Raw genomic sequence first — 18,893 nt, forward strand, 5'->3', positions numbered from 1 at the left:
AGGCTGTAGTTGAGCGGCAAGGGCAACGACACGCAGGAAGCCCCGCGGGCCACGACCGCCCCGGCCGGGCCGGTCGCCCCGATCGCGGTGATCGGCCTGGCCTGCCGGATGCCCGGGGCCCCCGACCCCGAGGCCTTCTGGCGGCTCCTGCGCGAAGGACGCAGCGCCGTCCGGGACGTGCCCGAGGACCGCGCGGGACCGGCGTCCGGACCGGGCTCCGTCACCGAGCTGGCGGGCGGCCACCCCGGCATCCGGTACGGCGGGTACCTGGAGGCCGTCGACGGCTTCGACCCCGCCTTCTTCGGCATCTCGCCGCGCGAGGCGACCGCCATGGACCCGCAGCAGCGCCTCGTCCTCGAACTGGCCTGGGAGGCCCTGGAACACGCCGGCGTCCTGCCCGCCGCGCTGCGCTCCACCGCCACCGGCGTCTTCGTCGGCTCGCTCGCCGACGAGTACGCCGCCCTCGCCCGCCGCACCGGGCCCGGCCGCCACACCCTGACCGGCACCACCCGGGGCATCCTCGCCAACCGCGTCTCCTACGCGCTCGGGCTGCGCGGACCCAGCATCGCAGTCGACACCGCGCAGTCCTCCTCCCTCGTCGCCGTCCACCTCGCCTGCGAGAGCCTGCGGCGCGGCGAGTCGGCGCTCGCCCTCGCCGGCGGCGTCAACCTGATCGTGGACCCCGCCTCCACCGCGGCCGTCGCCCGCTTCGGCGGCCTCTCGCCGGACGGCCACTGCTACACCTTCGACCGCCGCGCCAACGGCTACGTGCGCGGCGAGGGCGCCGGACTCGTCCTGCTCAAACCGCTCGACGCCGCCCTCGCGGACGGCGACCGCGTCCACGCCGTCCTCCTCGGGAGCGCCGTCAACAACGACGGCACGACCGACGGCCTCACCGTGCCCAGCCCCGAGGCGCAGGCCGACGTGGTCCGGCGCGCCTGCGCCGCCGCCGGGGTGGCGCCCGAGGAACTCCAGTACGTCGAACTCCACGGCACCGGGACCCCCGTGGGCGACCCGCTGGAGGCCCGGGGCCTCGGCCTCGCGCGGGACGGCGCCGAAGACCGGCCGGTCCTGGAGGTCGGCTCGGTCAAGACCAACATCGGCCACCTGGAGGGCGCGGCCGGCATCGCGGGACTGCTCAAGACGGTCCTCGGGGTCGCGCGCCGCGAACTGCCCGCCACCCTCAACCACGCCGAACCCCACCCCGACATCGACCTGGACGGGCTGCGCCTCGCCGTCCGCACCGAGCCCGGCGCCTGGCCGCGCGCCGACGAACGGCTCCTCGCGGGCGTCAGCTCCTTCGGCATGGGCGGCACCAACTGCCACGTCGTGGTCGCCGAACCACCGGCACCGGCCGACGGGACGACCGTACCGACGGGGGCACCCGCCGCCACTGGTACGGAGGCCCGGGGGACCGTTGCCCCGGGGGCGCCCGACACCTCGGAGGCGTCCGACGCCGCGCCGGTCCTGCCGCTGGTGCTCAGCGCCCGCACCCCGGCCGCGCTGCGCGAACAGGCCGCCCGGACCGCCGCGCTGATCGACCGCGAAGGAGGCGTGCCGCCCGGCCTGGCCCGTGCCCTCGCCACCACCCGTACCGCCTTCGAACACCGGGCCGCCGTCACCGGAGACGTCCGCGCCGGGCTCGCCGCGCTCGCCGCCGGACGCGCCTCCACGGGCGTCGTCACCGGCACCACCGCCGCGCCGGACGCCGGATCCGCCGCCACGGGCCCGGCCGTCCTCTTCCCCGGCCAGGGCAGCCAGCGGCTCGGCATGGGCCGCCGCGCCCACGCCGAGTCCCCGGTCTGGCGGGCCGCGTTCGACGAGGCCGCCGAGGCGCTCGCCCCGCACCTCCCGCGCCGCATCGAGGACGTGATCTGGGCGGAACCGGGCACGGAGGAGGCGGCCCTCCTCGGCCGCACCGCCTTCACCCAGCCCGCCCTGTTCGCCGTCGAGGTCGCGACCCTCCGCTGGCTGGCCTCGGTGGGCCTCGCACCCGCCTTCGTCGCCGGCCACTCGATCGGCGAGGTCGCCGCCGCGCACGTCGCGGACGTCCTCGACCTGAGCCACGCCGCCGAACTCATCGCCGTACGCGGAAGGCTGATGGACGCGCTCCCCGAGGGCGGCGGGATGCTCGCGGTCGGCGCCACCGAGGAGGACGCCGCCGCGCTGTTCGCGCACACCGCCGGGACCGTCACGATCGCCGCCGTCAACGGCCCCGCGTCGGTGGTCCTCTCGGGCGAGACCGCCGCCCTCGACGAGATCGCCGCGCGCGCGGCCGAACGCGGCCTGCGCCACCGCAGGCTCGACGTCAGCCACGCCTTCCACTCGCCGCTCATGGACCCGATGGCGGACGAGTTCCGCCGCACCCTGGCCGGGATCGACTTCCGGCCCGCCCGCATCCCCTTCGTCTCCACGGTGACCGGCGACCTCGTCACCACCACGGACGCCGACTACTGGGTGGAGCACGCGCGCAGACCGGTCCGGTACGACGCGGCCGTCCGCCGGCTGACCGCCCTCGGCGCGACCGTCCTCCTGGAGGCGGGCCCCGGGACGACGCTCAGCGCCCTCGGCCGGGAGATCACCGGCCGCGCGGCGACGTACGTCCCCGTCCTCGGCAAGGACGGCGAGCCCGCCGCCGCCCTCGGACGGCTCTTCACCGCCGGGGCCACCCCGGACTGGAACGCCGTGGCCCCGCCCGGCGGCCCCCGCCCCGAACTGCCCACGTACCCCTTCCAGCGGGAGCGTTACTGGCTCGACGCCGGTCCGGAGGTCGGCCCGGAGGTCGCGGCCCCCGCACAGGTGCTCCCCGTACCGGAGCCGGCGCCCACGCCACCGTCCGGAGCCGCCGCCGACTCCCTGCTCGAACAGCGGGTCGTCGACGAGGTCGCCGCCGTGCTCGGCTTCGCCGACCCGGCGCGCCTCGACCGCACCGCCACCTTCAAGGACCTCGGCATCGACTCGCTCGGCCTGGTCGAGCTCCGCGACCGGCTCAGCGCCGTCCTGGGCACGGACCTGCCCGCCGCGACCCTGTTCGCCCACCCGACGACCGAGGCCCTGCTCGACCTGCTCCGCGCCGACGCCCCGGAGAAGTCCGTGGCCGTGGTCCGGGAGCGGGACGTGGACGATCCGGTGGTCATCGTGGGGATGGGCTGCCGGTTCCCGGGGGGCGTGGCCTCGCCGGAGGACCTGTGGCGCCTGGTCGCCGACGGCGTCGACGCCATCGGCCCGTTCCCCACCGACCGGGGCTGGAACCTCGACTCCCTCTTCGCGGACGACCCCGACCGCCCCGGCACGTCCATCACCCGGCACGGCGGGTTCCTCGACACGGTCGCCGAGTTCGACGCCGAGTTCTTCGGCATCAGCCCGCGCGAGGCGCTCGCCCTCGACCCGCAGCAGCGGCTGCTGCTCCAGACCTCCTGGGAGGCCCTGGAGCGGGCGGGCATCGATCCGCACGGTCTCAAGGACTCCGACACCGGCGTCTTCATCGGGGCGACCGCCTCCGACTACGCGCCCCGGCTCCACGAGGGCGGCGCGGGCTCCGACGGCTACCTCCTCACCGGCTCCACCATCAGCGTGGCGTCGGGCCGGATCGCGTACGTGCTCGGTCTGCGGGGCCCGGCGCTGACGGTGGACACGGCGTGCTCGTCGTCGCTGGTGGCGCTGGACCTGGCGGTCCGGGCGGTGCGCTCGGGGGAGTGCTCGACGGCCCTCGCCGGAGGCGTCGCCGTCATGGCGTCGCCCGGGATGTTCGTGGAGTTTTCCCGACAGCGCGGTCTGTCACCGGACGGCCGGTGCCGTGCCTTCGCGTCCGGAGCCGGCGGCACCGGCTGGGCGGAGGGCGTCGGCGTCCTCGTCGTCGAGCGGTTGTCGAAGGCGCGGCGCGAGGGTCATCGGGTGCTCGCGGTGGTGGCGGGTTCGGCGGTGAATCAGGACGGTGCGTCGAACGGTCTGACGGCGCCGAACGGGCGCGCGCAGGAGGAGGTGATCGGCCGGGCGCTGGCGGACGCGGGCCTGGCTCCGGCAGATGTGGACGCGGTGGAGGCGCACGGGACGGGGACGCGGTTGGGCGATCCGATCGAGGCGCAGGCGTTGATCTCCGCGTACGGCAGGGACCGTGAAGTTCCTTTGCTGCTGGGGTCGTTGAAGTCCAACATCGGACACGCTCAGGCCGCTGCCGGTGTGGGCGGTGTGATCAAGATGGTGATGGCGTTGCGGGAAGGAGTACTTCCCCGGACGCTGCACGCGCAGGAGCCGTCGCCGTTCGTGGAGTGGGAGGGCTCCGGGGTTCGGCTGCTGGGGGAGGAGGTGGTGTGGCCCGAGCGGGGGCGTCCGCGCCGGGCCGGTGTGTCCTCTTTCGGGATCAGCGGCACCAACAGTCACGTCATCCTCGAACAGGCCCCGGAAGACGGCGAACGCGTCGGCCCCGCCGAGTCCGGTCCCGCCGTCGACCGTCCGGCCCCGCCCGTCCTGCTCTCCGGCAACACCCCGGCCGCGTTGCGCCGCCAGGCCGCCGCGCTCGCCGACCACCTGCACGCCCACCCCGACACCGACGCGCACGCGCTCGCCGCCGCCCTCGCCCGGCGCGCCCGCCACGCCCACGGCGCGGCGATCCCGATCGGCGGAGGCGGAAACGGAGACGGAAACGGGGACGGAGCCGGAAACGGGGCCGGGGACGGCAACGGCGGCCCGGGTCGGCTCGCCGCCGCGCTCCGCGCGCTCGCCGACGGGGAGGTCCACGACGCCCTGATCACCGGCGAACGGGCCACGGGCCGGACCGTGTTCGTCTTCCCCGGGCAGGGCTCCCAATGGAGCGGCATGGCCCGCGAACTCCTCGACTCCAGCCCCGTGTTCCGCGCCGAGATCGAGGCCTGCGCCGACGCGCTCGCCCCGCACACCGACTGGTCCCTGCTCGACGTGCTGCGCGGCGCGCCCGACGCCCCCGGCCTCGACCGGGTCGACGTCGTCCAGCCGGTGCTCTTCGCCGTCATGGTCTCCCTCGCCGGGCTGTGGCGGTCGGCCGGCGTCGTGCCCGACGCCGTCGTCGGACACTCCCAGGGCGAGATCGCCGCCGCGTACGTCGCGGGCGCGCTCTCCCTCGCGGACGCGGCCAAGCTCGTCGCCCTGCGCAGCCGCGCCCTGACCGGCATCGCGGGCGACAGCGGCATGGTCTCCGTCGCCCTCGACGCCGACGCCCTCGCCCCCGTGCTCGCCGAGCACCCGGACGAGCTGGAGATCGCCGTGCGCAACGGGCCCCGCGCCACCGTGGTCGCCGGCGGCGACACCGCCCTCGGCGCCCTCCTGGCCTGGTGCGAGGAGCGCGGGGTGCGCGCCCGCCGCATCCCCGTCGACTACGCCTCGCACACCCGGTACGTCGAGCCGCTGCGCGACCACCTGCTGGAGCTCGGGGCCGGTCTGACACCGGGCACGGCCGGGACCGCGTTCTACTCCGCCGTGACCGGAGGCCCCGTCGCCACGGACGCCCTCGACGCCGGATACTGGTACCGGAACCTGCGCGAGACCGTGCGGTTCGAGGACGCCGTCGACAGCCTGGTCGCCTCCGGGCACCGCCGCTTCGTCGAGGTCAGCCCGCACCCCGTCCTCACCTTCGCCGTCGAGGAGATCCTCGCCGGGCGCGGCGTCGCCGCGTTCACCGGCGGCACCCTGCGCCGCGACCACGGCGGCCCGGACGCGTTCCGGCGCTCCCTGGCCGCCGCGCACCTCGGCGGCGCGCCCGTCGCCTGGGACGTCCCCGCGACCGCGCCGGACCTCCCGCTGACGTACCGCTTCGCCGCCGACCGCCACTGGCTCGTCCCGACCGGCGGACCCGCCGCCGCGACCCTGCCGGGGCTCACCGCCGACACCCACCCGCTGCTCGGCGCCCGGGTCGAACTCGCGGACGGGACAGCGCTGTTCACCGGCCGGATCGACCTGCGCGCACTGCCGTGGCTCACGGACCACAGCGTCTTCGGCACCGTCCTCGTCCCGGGCACCGCCTTCGCGGAACTGGCCCTCCACGCGGGGGCCGCCGTGGACCTGCCGACGGTGGCGGACCTGACCGTCCGCGCCCCCCTCGTCCCCGCTCCGGACCGCCCCACGGCACTCCAGGTCCGCGTCGCGCCCGCCGACGCCACCGGCGCGCGCGAGCTGACCGTGCACGCGCGGCCCGACGACACCGCCCCGTGGACCCTGCACGCCTCGGCGACCCTGCGCGCGGCCGACCCGGCCGCGACACCGGCCGTCCCCGTGTCCCCGCCCGCCGACGCCGAGCCCGTCGCCCTCGACGACGTCTACGCCGGCCTGTTCCGCCTCGGCTACGACTACGGCCCCGCCTTCCAGGGCCTCGCGGCCGCCCGCCGTACCCCCGACGGGGTGCTCCACGCCGAACTCGACCCCGGCCTGTCCGGCGGGGACGGCGACGCGCCCGGCGCGGGCTTCGCGCTCCACCCGGCCCTGCTCGACGCCGCCCTGCACCCGGTGGTCGCCGGGCTCGTCGGGACGCACGCCACGGATCCGGAACGGCCCCTGCTGCCCTTCGCGTTCGAAGGACTGCGGATCACCGGCGCGGCCGCGACCGCCGACCGGCTGCGCGTACGGATCGAACCGCTCGCCGGGACCCGCTTCCGCCTCAACCTGGCCGACGCGCACGGGAACCCGGTCGCGGAGATCGCCTCGCTGGCCTTCCGCCCGGTCGACCGCGCCGAACTCGCCGGCCGCCCGGCGGTCGGGGCCACCGCCCACCACCTCGACTGGCCCGAACTGCCGCTCGCGGGACCGGCCACCGGCACCCCCCTCGTCCTCGCCGGACTCGGGGACACCGCGCTCGTCACCGACGCGGAGACCGTCCCGGACACCGGGGCGCTGCTGCACCGCGCCACCCCGCCCACGGCCGTCCTCGTCCCCGTCACCAGTACCGAAGGCTCCGGCACCGAAGGCTCCGGCACCCCCGACGGCACCGACCCGGACCCCCGCGCCATCCCCATCCCTACCCCCGTCCCCGTCCCCGCCCGTGCCCACGAGCTCACCGCCGCCGTCCTCGCCCTCCTCCAGCACTGGATCGCCACACCGGACCTGCACGAGGTCCCCCTGCACGTCGTGATCAGGACCGGGGACCTGGCCGCCGCCCCCGTACGCGGCCTCCTGCGCACCGCCGCCGCCGAACACCCCGGCCGTTTCGCGCTCGTCGAGACCGACGGGCCCGCTCCGGCCGCACAGCTCGCGGGCGACCACGGCGAACCCGAGTCCGCGCTCCGCGACGGCCGGGTCCACGTGCCCCGCCTCGCCGTCCACGACCTCGCCCCCGCCTCCCCGCCCGCAGGGGACGGAGCCGGCACGGTGCTCGTCACGGGCGGTACGGGAGCCCTCGGCGCCCTCGTCGCCCGGAGGCTCGCGACGCGGCCGAACCCCCCGCACCTGCTGCTGGTCAGCCGTACGGGACCGGACGCGCCCGGCGCGGCCGACCTGGCCGCCGAGCTCCGCGCGGCCGGAGCCGGGGCGACCGTCGCCGCCTGCGACGTGACGGACCGCGACGCCCTGGCGCGGCTGCTCGCCGACGTTCCCGCCGACCGCCCGCTGCGCGCGGTCGTCCACACGGCCGGCGTCCTCGCCGACGCCACCGTCACCGCACTCACCCCCGAGCGGCTGGCCGCCGCGCTGCGGCCCAAGGTCGACGCGGCCTGGCTGCTGCACGAACTCACCGAGGATCTGCCGCTCGACGCGTTCGTCCTGTTCTCCTCGGCCGTGGCCGTCGCCGGAGTGCCCGGCCAGGCGAACTACGCGGCGGGCAACGCCTTCCTCGACGCCCTCGCCGCCCACCGCCGCGCCCTCGGCCTGCCCGCCGTCTCCCTCGCGTGGGGCCTGTGGGAGGAGACCGGGGCCATGACCGGGCACCTCGGCGCCGCCGACCGGACCCGGCTCGCCCGGTACGGCGTGGGACCCGTCGCGACCGAGGCCGGTCTCGACGCCCTGTTCGCGGCGGAACGGCCCCACACGATCGTCTCCCCGCTCGACGAGGGCCTGCTGCGCGAAGAGGCGGCGGCCGGCCGGCTCCGCCCGGTCTTCGGCGCCCTGGTCCGTAGGCCCGCGGCCGCCGCCCGGCGCACGGCCGGGACCGGCGGCGGCGCGTGGGCCGACCGGCTCGCCGCCGTCCCGGACCACGAGCGGCTGCGCACGGTCACCGCCCTGCTGCGCGAACAGGCGGCGCTCGTCCTCGGACACGACGAGGGCGACGGCATCGGAGCGGACCGGCCCTTCAAGGACCTCGGCTTCGACTCGCTGACCGCCGTCGAACTCCGCAACCGGCTCGGCCGGCTCACCGGCCTCGCCCTGCCCGCCACCGTCGTCTTCGAGTACCCCACGATCGCCGGACTCGCCGGCCACCTGCACGACTCGCTCACCGCCGACGCCCCGGCGGAAGCCGTGGCCGTGGTCAGGGAGCGGGACGTGGACGATCCGGTGGTTGTCGTGGGGATGGGCTGCCGGTTCCCGGGAGGCGTGGCCTCGCCGGAGGACCTGTGGCGCCTGGTCGCCGACGGCGTCGACGCGACCGGCGGCTTCCCCGAGGACCGGGGCTGGGACCTGGAGAAGCTGTACGACCCCGATCCCGACCACAAGGGCACCACGTACACCCGGCGCGGCGGATTCCTGTACGACGCCGCCGAGTTCGACGCCGACTTCTTCGGGATGAGCCCGCGCGAGGCGCTGGCCACCGACCCGCAGCAGCGGCTGCTGCTCCAGATCACCTGGGAGGCGCTTGAGCGGGCGGGCATCGATCCGCACGGTCTCAAGGACTCCGACACCGGCGTCTTCATCGGCGCCATGTACGACGACTACGCGGCCCGTCTGCGCACGGCCCCCGAGGACGTCGAGGGCCTGCTCCTGGCGGGCAACCAGTCCAGCGTGGCCTCGGGCCGGATCGCGTACGTGCTCGGTCTGCGGGGGCCTGCGCTGACGGTGGACACGGCGTGCTCGTCGTCGCTGGTGGCGCTGGACCTGGCGGTCCGGGCGGTGCGGTCCGGCGAGTGCTCGACCGCGCTCGCCGGAGGCGTCGCCGTCATGGCCACGCCGGGGACCTTCGTGGAGTTCTCCCGGCAGCGCGGCCTGTCCGCCGACGGCCGGTGCCGCGCCTTCGGCGCGGACGCCGACGGCACCGGCTGGGCGGAGGGAGCGGGAATCCTCGTCGTCGAGCGCTTGTCGAAGGCGCGGCGCGAGGGTCATCGGGTGCTCGCCGTGGTGGCGGGTTCGGCGGTGAATCAGGACGGTGCGTCGAACGGTCTGACGGCACCGAACGGGCGCGCACAGGAAGAGGTGATCGGCCGGGCGCTGGCGGACGCGGGTCTGGCTCCGTCGGACGTGGACGCGGTGGAGGCGCACGGGACGGGGACGCGGTTGGGTGATCCGATCGAGGCGCAGGCCTTGATCTCCGCGTACGGCGGAGAGCGCGAAGTTCCCCTGCTGCTGGGGTCGTTGAAGTCCAACATCGGGCACGCTCAGGCCGCTGCCGGTGTGGGTGGTGTGATCAAGACCGTGATGGCGTTGCGGGCCGGGGTCCTGCCCAAGACCCTGCACGCGCAGGAGCCGTCGCCGTTCGTGGAGTGGGAAGGCTCTGGGGTCCGGCTGCTGGGGAACCAGGAAGCGTGGCCCGATCGTGGCCGCCCTCGCCGGGCCGGAGTCTCCTCCTTCGGGATCAGCGGCACCAACAGCCACGTCATCCTCGAACAGGCCCCCGAGAACGCCGGATTGGTCGATCCCGACTCCGTCCCCGCCGCGCCGCTCGTCCTGAGCGCGCGGACCGAGACCGCGCTGCGCGCCCAGGCCGCCGCGCTGCACGACGTCCTCGCGCGGGACACCGCGCCGCGAGCGGTCGACGTCGTCCACACGCTCGCCCGCCGGACCCGGTTCGACCACCGGGCCGTCGTGGACGCGGACGGAGACGTCCTGGCCGCGCTCGCGGCCGTACGGGACGGCCGGCGGCACCCCGGGGCGGTCACCGGCCGCGCCGAGCCCGACAGCCGGCTCGCGTTCCTCTTCTCCGGGCAGGGCTCCCAGCGCGTCGGCATGGGCGCCGAACTGCTCGCCGCCTCCCCGGTGTACGCCGCCGCGTTCGACGCCGTCGCCGCCCACCTCGACCCGCTGCTCGGCGTCGCCCTGCGCGACCTGGTCACCGGAGGGGACGGGGAGGCGCTGCGGGAGACGCGCCACGCCCAGCCCGCGCTGTTCGCCGTCGAGGTCGCGCTCTTCCGGCTCGCCGAGTCCCACGGCCTGCGACCGGACTTCCTCATCGGCCACTCGGTCGGCGAACTCGCCGCCGCGCACGTCGCCGGAGTGCTCGACCTGCCCGACGCGGCCGCCCTCGTGGCCGCGCGCGGCCGGCTCATGCAGTCCGCCCGGGAGGGCGGGGCCATGGCCGCCTTCGCCGCGACGGAGGAGCAGGCGGCCGGGCTCGTCGCCGCCTCGGACGGCGCGGTCGGGCTCGCCGCCGTCAACGGACCGGAGTCCGTCGTCCTGTCCGGCGACGCCGACGCCGTCGACCGGCTCGTCCGGCACTGGAAGAAGACCGGGCGCAAGGCGACCCGGCTCAAGGTCGGCCACGCCTTCCACTCGGCGCACATGGACGACGTCCTCGACGAGTTCCGCGCCGCCGTCACCGCGCTCTCCTTCTCCGCCCCGCGCATCCCGGTCGTCTCCACCGTCACCGGCGAGGCCGCCGACCCGCTCGAACTGACCGCCCCCGACTACTGGGTGCGCCAGATCCGGCGCCCCGTGCGGTTCGCCGACGCCGTCCGCACCGCCACCGCACTCGGCGTGACCCGGTTCGCGGAACTCGGCCCCGACGGCACCCTGACCGCCCTCGCCCAGGAAGCCGGGGCGGACCGCGTCGTGGCCGTGCCCCTGCTGCGCCCCGGCGCCCCCGAGCACGCCACCGTACGGGCCGCGCTGGGCCGCCTGCACGTCGCGGGCGTCGGCGTCGACCTCGTACCGGACCTTCCCGGCGCCGGGATCGTCGACCTCCCCTCGTACCCCTTCGAGACCCGCCGCTACTGGCTCGACGCGCCCGAGGAGAACGGCGGCGCCGACGCGTACGGCCTCGACGACGCCCGGCATCCGCTCCTCGCCGGAGCGGTCGAACTGCCGGACGGGGGAACGCTGTTCACCGGTTCGTTGTCACCGAGGCGGCGGCCTTGGCTGGCCGAGCACCGGATCGACGGCCGGACCCTGGTCCCCGCGGCGGTGCTCGCCGAACTCGCCCTGGCGGCCGGCCGCGCCCTCGGCCTGCCCACGCTCCGCGACTTCCTCGTCCGGTCCCCGCTGGAGCTCGACCCCGCCGCCGACGCACCGCTCCAAGTCGCCGTCGACGCCGCCGGAGAGCTCACCGTACGGGCCAGGGCCGCCGACGGGACGTGGACCGCGTACGCCACCGCCCGGCTCACCGACGACCCCGTCCCCGCCGGAGACCGGATCGACCCGGACGCGCCCGCCGGAGAGCGGATCGACACGGGCGACCGCGCCGCGACCTACCGGCTGCTCGACGACGCCGGCTACGGCTACGGCCCCGCCTTCCAGGGCCTGGCCGCCGCCCACCGCGATCCCACCGGCGCGCTGCGGGCCGAAGCCGAACTCCCGGCAGCCCTCCACGGCGCCGCCGGCTCCTTCGGGATCCACCCGGCGCTGCTCGACGCGGCCCTGCACGTCCTGCCGCTGCACGCGCCCGACGGCCCCCGGCTCGTCCCGTACGCCCTCGACGGCGTCCGGCTGCACGAGCGCGGCGCCTCCCGGGCGACGGCCCGCCTGACGCCCGTGGGGCCCGGCGCCCACCGGCTCGACCTGACCACCCCGGACGGCCGGCCCGTCCTCACCGTGGAACGCCTGACGCTGCGCCCGCTGCCCACCGGATCCGACCTGTACCGGACGGCGTGGGAACCGGCCGGACCGCTTCCCGTCCCGTCCGGCACTCCCGACGCGCCCGCCGTCGACGTGCTCGTCCTCGACGCGCCTGCCGTCGACCTACTCGCCGTCGGCGCGACGCCGGACGGCGACGACCCGCTCGCCGCCGCCGACGCGGCACGGGCCGCCGTCGCCGAGCGGCTCGCCACGGACGCCGGGGGCCCGCTGGTCCTCCTCACCCGGGGCCTCGCCGTCACCGACGGCGAACCCGCCCGCGCCGGGACGGCCGCCATATGGGGCCTCGTCCGCGCTGCCCAGGCCGAACACCCCGGCCGGTTCACCCTGGTCGACACCGACGGAAGCCACGACGACGCCCTGCTCGCCGCCGTCGCGGCCCGGCTGCCGCAGGCCGCTGTCCGCGACGGCGTCCCGTACGTTTCCCGCCTGACGCCCGTGCCCGACGCCCCGGACGCCGCACCGGCCCCCTGGCCGCGCACCGCCGCAGGCGGCACCGTCCTCGTCACGGGAGGGACCGGGGCGCTCGGCCGGGCCACCGCCCGCCACCTGGTCACCCGCTACGGGGCCCGCAGCCTGCTCCTCGTCTCCCGGCGCGGCCCCGAGCACCCGGACGCGGACGCGGCCGTCGCCGAACTGGCCGCGCTCGGCGCGCGGGCCGAGGTCCGGGCCTGCGACACCGCCGACCGCGACGCGCTCGCGGCCCTGCTCGCCGGACTCGACGCCCCGCTGTCCGCCGTCGTGCACACCGCCGGGATCGCCGAGGACGCCGTCGCCGAACGGCTCACCCCCGAGGCGCTGCGCCGCGTGTTCGCGCCGAAGGCGCTCGCCGCCCGCCACCTCGACGAACTCACCGGCGACGCCGGACTCGACGCCTTCGTGCTCTTCGGATCGGTCGCCGGAGTCCTCGGCACCGCGGGCCAGAGCGGCTACGGCGCCGCCAACGCCGCGCTCGACGCCGTCGCGCACGGACGGCGGCGCGCCGGCCGGACGGCGCTCACCGTCCACTGGGGCCTGTGGGACGCCGACGGCGGCCTCGCCGGGGACCTCGGCGCACGGGACGTCACCCGCCTGGCACGCGCCGGGATCAGGCCCCTGCCCGTCACCGACGCGCTCGCGCTGCTCGACCGCGCCCTGCGCGCGGACCCGCCCGTGGTGACGGCCGCCGCGCTCGACGCCCGCGCGACCGGACCGCGCCCGCTCCCCGCCGCCCCCCGGCCGCAGGCCCGGGACGCCGACCCGGGCGCGCGGGCCGCCGGAGCCGGCGTGGCCCGGATCGTGCTCGACGCCGTCGCCGAGGTGCTCGGACACGCGCCGGATACCGCCCTCGACCCCGACCGCCCCTTCACCGACCTCGGCTTCGACTCCCTCACCGCTGTCGAACTGCGCAACCGGCTCACCACCGGCCTCGGCGTCCGGCTGCCCGGCACCGTCGTCTTCGACCACCCCACACCGGCCGCCCTGATCGGCCACGCCACCGCCCTCCTGACGGACCCGGCCGACGCCCCGGACGCCCCGGGCGCCGACCCGGAACCGGTGCCCGCCGCCGTCCCGGACGACGACCCCATCGCGATCGTCGGCATGGCCTGCCGCTTCCCCGGCGGCGTCCGCACCCCCGCCGAACTGTGGGAGCTGCTCGCCTCCGGCACCGACGCCATCACCGAGTTCCCGGACGACCGGGGCTGGGACCCCGACCTCTTCGACCCCGACCCCGACCACCCCGGCACCTCCTCCACCCGGCACGGCGGCTTCCTGCACGACGCCGCCGAGTTCGACCCCGCGTTCTTCGGCATCAGCCACCGCGAGGCCCTGGCCGTCGACCCGCAGCAACGCCTGCTGCTCCAGACCGCCTGGGAGGCGGCCGAGGACGCGGGCATCGACCCCGCGAGCCTGCGCGGCACCGACAGCGGCGTGTTCGTCGGCGTCATGTACGCGGACTACGGCGCCCGGGTCCACCAGCACCGGGGCGCCGCCGCCGACCTGGAGGGCTACCTCGTCAGCGGCAGCGCGGGCAGCGTCGCCTCCGGCCGCGTCTCGTACACCCTGGGCCTCCAGGGGCCCGCGGTGACCGTCGACACGGCCTGCTCCTCCTCGCTCGTCGCCGTCCACCAGGCCGCCCAGGCCCTGCGGCTCGGCGAGTGCTCGCTCGCCCTCGCGGGCGGCGCGACCGTGATGGCCAGCCCCGCCACCTTCGTCGAGTTCAGCCGTCAGCGCGGGCTCGCCCCCGACGGCCGCTGCAAGCCCTTCTCGGCCGAGGCCGACGGCACCGCCTGGGCCGAGGGCGCCGGCCTCCTCGTCCTGGAACGCCTGTCGGACGCCCGCCGCGCCGGCCACCGCGTCCACGCCGTCCTGCGCGGCTCCGCCGTCAACCAGGACGGCGCCAGCAACGGGCTCACCGCCCCCAACGGCCCCGCCCAGGAGCGCGTCATCCGCAGCGCCCTGGCCTCCGCGGGACTGCGCCCCGGCGACGTCCACGTCCTGGAGGCGCACGGCACCGGCACCCGGCTCGGCGACCCCGTGGAAGCGGGCGCCGTCCTGCGCACCTACGGCCGCGAACGCGCCGGGAACGGCCCCCTCCTCATGGGCTCCGTGAAGTCCAACCTCGGCCACACGCAGGCCGCGGCAGGCGTCGCCGGGATCATCAAGTCGGTCCTCGCCATGCGGCACGGCCAGGTCCCCGGCACGCTCCACCTGGAGCGGCTGAACGAGCACGTCGACTGGACCGAGGGCGAGGTACGGGTCCCCACCCGCTCCACCCCGTGGCCCGGGGGCGACGGACCGCGCCGCGCCGCCGTCTCCTCGTTCGGCATCGGCGGCACCAACGCCCACGTGATCCTGGAGCAGGGCGAGGACCCCGCCCCGCCGCCCGCCGCCGAAGCCCCGGCGGACGGCGCCGCCCCGCGCGTCGTGCCCTGGGCGCTCAGCGCCCGCACCGAGGAGGGGCTGCGGGAACAGGCCGTACGGCTGCGCCGGCGCGTCCTGGACGGGCCGGCCCCGCGCCCCGCCGACGTGGCGCTCTCCCTGGCGACCACCCGGACCGCCTTCGAGCACCGGGCCGTCGTACTCGGCCGCGACCTGACCGAACTCCTCGCCGGACTCGACCACCTCGCGGCGGGCACGAAGCCGGAGCCCGCGGGCTTCCCCCTCGTCGTCACCGGGACCCCGGTGCGGGGCGAGACCGCCCTGCTCTTCACCGGCCAGGGCAGCCAGCGGGTCGGCATGGGCACCGCGCTCCACGCGGCGTTCCCCGCCTACGCGCGAGCCTTCGACGAGGCCGCCGAGGCGGTGCGCCGCGCGGGCGGCCCCGACGTCGCCGCCCTCGTCACGGGACCCGACACCGCCGGTGCGGACACCACCGACACCGACACCGACACCGCCGACACCGACTCCGTGCCCGGATCGGACCTGGACCTGGACCTGGACCGTACGGAGAACACCCAGCCCGCCCTGTTCGCGGTCGAGGTCGCCCTGTACCGGCTGCTCGCCTCCTGGGGCCTGGCCGCGCCGCTCGTCGCCGGCCACTCCGTCGGCGAGATCGCGGCGGCCCACGCGGCCGGGGCGCTGAGCCTCGACGCCGCCGCCCACCTGGTCGTCCACCGGGGCCGGCTCATGGGCGAACTGCCCGAGGGCGGCCTGATGGCCGCGGTCCAGGCGGATCCCGCCACGGTCGAGGCCGCCCTGGCGGAGACCGGCCTGCGGGTGGACCTCGCCGCCGTCAACGCGCCCGGCTCCGTCGTCCTCTCCGGCGACGCCGAACCCGTCACCGCGCTCACCGAACTCCTCGCCGGACGCGGCCACCGCACCAAGCGGCTGACGGTCAGCCACGCCTTCCACTCCGCCCGGATGGAGCCGATGCTCGACGCCCTCCGGGACCGGCTGGCCGCCCTGGCCGCCACGGAACCCGCCGCCACCGTGGTCTCCACGCTCACCGCGCGCGAGGCCGGGGCCGATGTCCTCGGCTCCCCGGCGCACTGGGCCGACCAGGTGCGCGGCACCGTCCGCTTCGCCGAGGCCCTCGACCGGCTGCGCGCCCTCGGCGCCACCCGCTTCCTGGAGCTCGGCCCGGACGCCGCCCTCACGGCGGCGGCCGGACAGTCCGACCTCGGCCCCGCCGTGGCCGTGCCGTCCCTGGACCGGCGGAAGGACGACCTCACGGCGCTCTGGACCTTCGTGGCCGCCGCCCACGTGGCCGGCGTCGCCTGGGACTGGCGCGCCCTGCTCGGCCCCGACGCCGTGACCGTCCCGCTCCCGACGTACCCGTTCGCCCGGGAACGCCTGTGGCTGCTGCCCCCGGCCGGCGGCGACGGCACCGCGACGGGCATCGGCGCGGACGACCCCGGCCACCCGCTGCTGTCCGCCGCGCTCACCGACCCCGACGGCGGCCGGACCGCGTACACCGGCGTCCTGTCGCACCGCAGGCAGCCGTGGCTCGCCGACCACGCCCTGCACGGCTCGCCGCTGCTGCCCGCCGCCGCCCTCGTCGACCTGCTGACCCGGCTCGCGCGGCGGCACGACGCGGACGGCCTCGCCGAACTCACCCTGCACGCCCCGCTCGTCATCGGCCCCGACACCGAGACCCGGCTGCGCGTCACCGTGGCCGAGGACGCCGTCCGCGTCCACGCCAGGACCGGAGACGCGCCCTGGACCCTCCACGCGGAAGCCCTCCTCGGCACGGGAGACGCCGGGGACGCCGTCCCGGAAGCCTGGACCGGCGACCGACCACGCGGCGCGCGACCCGTCGAACTCGGGGACGTGTACGAGGAGTTCGCCGCACGCGGATACGACTACGGGCCCGCTTTCCGTGGGCTGCGCGCCCTGTGGTCCGACGGGGACGCCCTCTACGCGGACGTGGACACCGGCGACCCCCTCGCCGCGGGCCTGCTCGACGCCGCCCTCCACCCGTGGATCGCGGACGAACCGCGCCGCACCGACGGGACCGACGGCGACGACCGCGACGCCGTGAACGTGCCGTACAGCTGGCACGGGATCCGCGCGTACGCCGAGCCGTCCGGGCCGCTGCGCTCCCGGATCCGCCGCCTCGGCGACGCGGCCTTCGCCCTGGACGTCACCGACGACCTGGGCCGGCCCGTGCTCGGCGTCGACGAGGTCCGGCTCCGCCCGGTCCCGGTGTCCGCGCTGGGCGCCGGCCGGCGGGAAGGCGGCGTCCCGCTGCACGAGGTCGTCTGGCGGCCGGTCCCGCTCGACCCCGAGGGACCGGCGGACCGCACGGTCGCCCTCGTCCTGGGCGACCCGGACGCCGCCGGGGAACTGCCGTTCCCGGTGGTGGCCGCGCCCGACGGCACCGAGGACACCGTGGTCGCCGTCGCCGCGCACGACGACGTGCGCGCCAACCTGGGCGCGGTGCGCGAGCTGATCCTCGCCCTGCCCGAGCACACCCGTCTGGTCGTCCTGACCCGGGACGCCGTCGCGGCCGACCCGGCCGACGCCGTCACCGGACTCGCCCAGGCCTCGCTCTGGGGGCTCGTCCGCTCGGCCCTGCACGAACACCCCGGCCGGATCGCCCTCGTCGACACCGACGGCCACGCCGACTCCACCGCCGTACTGCCCCGCGCGATCGCCGCCGGGGCCGACCAGACGGCCCTCCGGCGCGGCACCGCCCACCGGCCCCGGCTCGCCCCCGTCACCCAGCCCTTGGGCACCGCGCCCGCGTTCGGCGACGGCACCGTGCTCGTCACCGGGGCGGGCGGCGCCCTCGGCTCGGCCGTCGCCCGCCACCTCGCCGCCCGGCACGGCGTCCGCGGCCTGCTCCTCGCGAGCCGGCGCGGCGACGCCGACCCCGTCCTGCGCGCCCTCGCCGAGGAACTGCGCACCGCCGGGAACGGGACCGTCGAGGTCCGCGCCGAGGCGTGCGACCTCGCCGACGCGGCGGCGGTCGACCGGCTGGTCGCGAGCGTCGATCCCGCCCGCCCGCTCACCGGGGTGTTCCACGCGGCGGGCACGCTCGACGACGCCGTCCTCGCCAACCTGACCGACGAGCGCCTCGACCGCGTCCTGCGGCCCAAGGCCGACGCGGCCGCGCACCTCCACCGCGCCACCGAGGGACTGCCCCTCGCCGCGTTCGTGCTGTTCTCCTCCGTCGCCGGCGTCCTCGGCAACGCGGGCCAGGCCGGCTACGCCGCCGCCAACGCCCACCTGGACGCCCTCGCCCAGCGCCGGACCTCGGCCGGGCTCCCCGGCACCTCGCTGGCCTGGGGCCTGTGGGAGACCGACGACACGTCCGGGATGGCGGGCTCGCTCGACACCGCCGCCCGGGCCAGGATCGACCGGCTCGGCATCCGCCCCCTGTCGACCGCCGAGGGCCTCGACCTGCTCGACGCCGCGCTCGCCCTCGGGGACAAGGCGCCCGCCCTGCTCGTCCCGGCGCGGTTCGACACGGCGGCCCTCGCGCGCCGGCCCGGAGGCCCGCCCCCGCTGCTCGCCGACCTCGTCCCCGCGCGGCGCACGACGGCGGCCGGGCGCGGCCCGGCGGTCGTCCCGCTCGCCGAACGGGTCGCGGACCTCGCGCCCGAGGCCGCGCGCGTCCTCGTCCTCGGCGTCGTCAGGGCGTGCGTCACCGAGGTGCTCGGCCTGCCCGGGAGCGTCCGCGTCCCCGACGACCGGGGCCTGTTCGACCTGGGGCTCGACTCCCTGACCGCGATCGAGCTGCGCAACCGGCTCGGTACGGAGGCCGGCACACGGCTCCCGGCCACCGTCCTCTTCGACCACCCCACCGTCCGGGACCTCACCGCCCACCTGCTGGAACGCGCCGCCGGGGAACGGACGGTGTTCGACGCGGACGCGCTGGGCGGCTGGGTGGCCGCGGCGTCCGGCCTCGGCACCGAGGACGACCGGCGCGCCGGACTCGTCCGGGCCCTCAAGTCCGCCCTGGGCCGCCTCACCGGCCCGGACGACGGCGACCCGGCGACCGCCTTTGGAATGGATTCAGCTTCCGATGATGAGCTCTTCGGGCTGCTGGACCGAGAACTGAACGACTGAGC

Annotated in this window: 1 protein-coding gene; it reads left to right on the forward strand. The window is 77.1% G+C overall.

Features of this window, described 5'->3' with window-relative positions; genetic code table 11:
- The first annotated feature begins 9 nt into the window (after window positions 1-9).
- A complete protein-coding gene (locus tag ACIQVI_RS03955; RefSeq protein WP_403590687.1) occupies window positions 10-18,891 on the forward strand; it encodes an SDR family NAD(P)-dependent oxidoreductase in 18,882 nt (6,293 codons plus the stop codon).
- Window positions 18,892-18,893 lie beyond the last annotated feature (2 nt).

Origin of the sequence: Streptomyces sp. NPDC098101, assembly GCF_044760185.1 — a bacterium.
Taxonomy (GTDB): Bacteria; Actinomycetota; Actinomycetes; order Streptomycetales; family Streptomycetaceae; genus Streptomyces.